Annotated in this window: 1 protein-coding gene; it reads right to left on the bottom strand. The window is 49.7% G+C overall.

Features of this window, described 5'->3' with window-relative positions:
• Positions 1–188: 188 nt before the first annotated feature.
• Positions 189–1,630 (bottom strand): ISNCY family transposase gene (locus CX664_RS24840; protein WP_420810398.1). Its coding sequence is split into 2 segments (ribosomal slippage): positions 189–1,195 and positions 1,195–1,630, totalling 1,443 coding nucleotides; the frame shifts between segments, so codons are not numbered across the junction.
• Positions 1,631–1,726 lie beyond the last annotated feature (96 nt).

Raw genomic sequence — 1,726 nt, 5'->3', positions numbered from 1 at the left:
TAGTGCCTGTCAGAAAACCCATGAATAATCCAACTCAACAGGCACTGACAAAATTTTTTTGAAAACAAAACAGGCCACTCATGCCAGTCGCCTCCTTTTTTGATCAAAACTTAAACATTTCCACGTTTTTCGGGTGCCCGTAATCTTCACCCAACGATGATCGTTTGTTTTCTCGTACGCTTCTCCGTTCAGGCTGCTTTTTTGACAGCCTGACTGGATTGCTTTTGCAGTATAGAGCCCAAGCGGTGCAGATTGGTTCCTAAAACCGCCAGGCCAACATACCGACGATAACCGTCAATCCCTGAGTCCGGGCATCGGTCCAGCCCGTGCTGCTCAAGTGCATTAATGTCGGACTCTACGGCGGAATGCTTCTTCATTGCCCTGACAAACTCAGGGTGTCGTTCACGCTTCCGGTCTTGTTCAGACCATCGCCCCTTTTTGGGTAAGACAGCTCGATCTAGAAATGTTTCCAGCTTTTCAAGGTTCTCTTTTGACCAGAATCCCCGGTCATAACTGACCTGCGATACTTCAGGAAACCGCTGTTTTGCGCCTTTAGCAATGGCTACAGTCACCTGGTCATCAGTCTGTTTTTCCATGACTGAATGGTGAAGCGTGAAACCAAACTGATCTTGCAGTACACACACCCTGAGGCCCAGTTCTACAGGAACGCCTGCTTTTCCTTTACTGATCCATTCCGTATGGCGTTCAAATAACGAAAAAACCTTCTCACTGTGCGGAATGGTTTCATGGTTCAGTACACGACGGATAATCAGTTGACACTGGTAGTCTGCATCTTTTATCCAGCGCTCCAGCTCTTTCAGTCGTAAGTCTCCGGGTATCCGTGCTTTCAAGAGATTCAAGGTTATTTCAGCCTTGCGGATAAGCTTCTGGCTGTAGGCTACATACTCAGCATGGACGGTTTCGATATCATGCTGTCGTGCTTCACGAAGCGACTCATTGGACGACGTTGACCGTTTCAGGTTACGGGCTTTGTGAAAACGCTTTTTGTGCTGATCCTGCAAGTACTTGCTCTGTCGCCACAGGCTTTCCTGCTGCTCTGACGACAGGCAGGCTGCCCACTCGATCATCTTGCGAACGGCATCCCGGAGCAGGTTAATATCCGTTGGAAAGTGGGCATTGGTTTTTACGACAAACGAGTCAGCGCGGGCGCATATCCGGTCTTCTTTTTTTTTACCAGCTGGTGACCGGCATTGACCACAATCTGGTTGATCTCGTCCAGTATTTCCGGGGTGAACAGGGCGATATTATCCTGCAAAGTCTGGATGTGATAAGAGTGGGTACAGTACGGTCCGTGTCCGAGCATTTGCCGCAATGTACCGTGTTCATTGGCCAGCTCCTGAAGGCGGTCGTAGTCGCAGTTGATGGTCAGACGCAGGGTGCCAAAAATCAGTATTTTCCAGAGATCCATACCAGGGCGGCCATTGTCACGGCTGGCGGGTATCATTCGCTCAAGGGCTTGGAAAACCTGCGCTCTCAGCTCTGGGGTGACCCAGATATGCTGAAAAGCCCGCAAGAGGCGGGGTATGTCGTCCCTGGATTTGGGGTTGAAGGTGATGGCAGAGATATCGACCTCGCCTAACTGCATTTGTGGCTTGATGGTTTGGCGCATGAGTGAGAAAACAGCCTGTCAGTGGAAATCTTCAATGATTAAGTTGGGCCACAGAGTGCTGTTTTCAAGGGCTGATGGGTTTTCGGACAAGCACTA

Origin of the sequence: Endozoicomonas acroporae (assembly GCF_002864045.1) — a bacterium.
Classification (GTDB): Bacteria; Pseudomonadota; Gammaproteobacteria; order Pseudomonadales; family Endozoicomonadaceae; genus Endozoicomonas; species Endozoicomonas acroporae.
The sequence above is the reverse complement of the archived record's forward strand: the minus strand, read 5'-3'. Positions and strand labels throughout refer to the sequence as shown.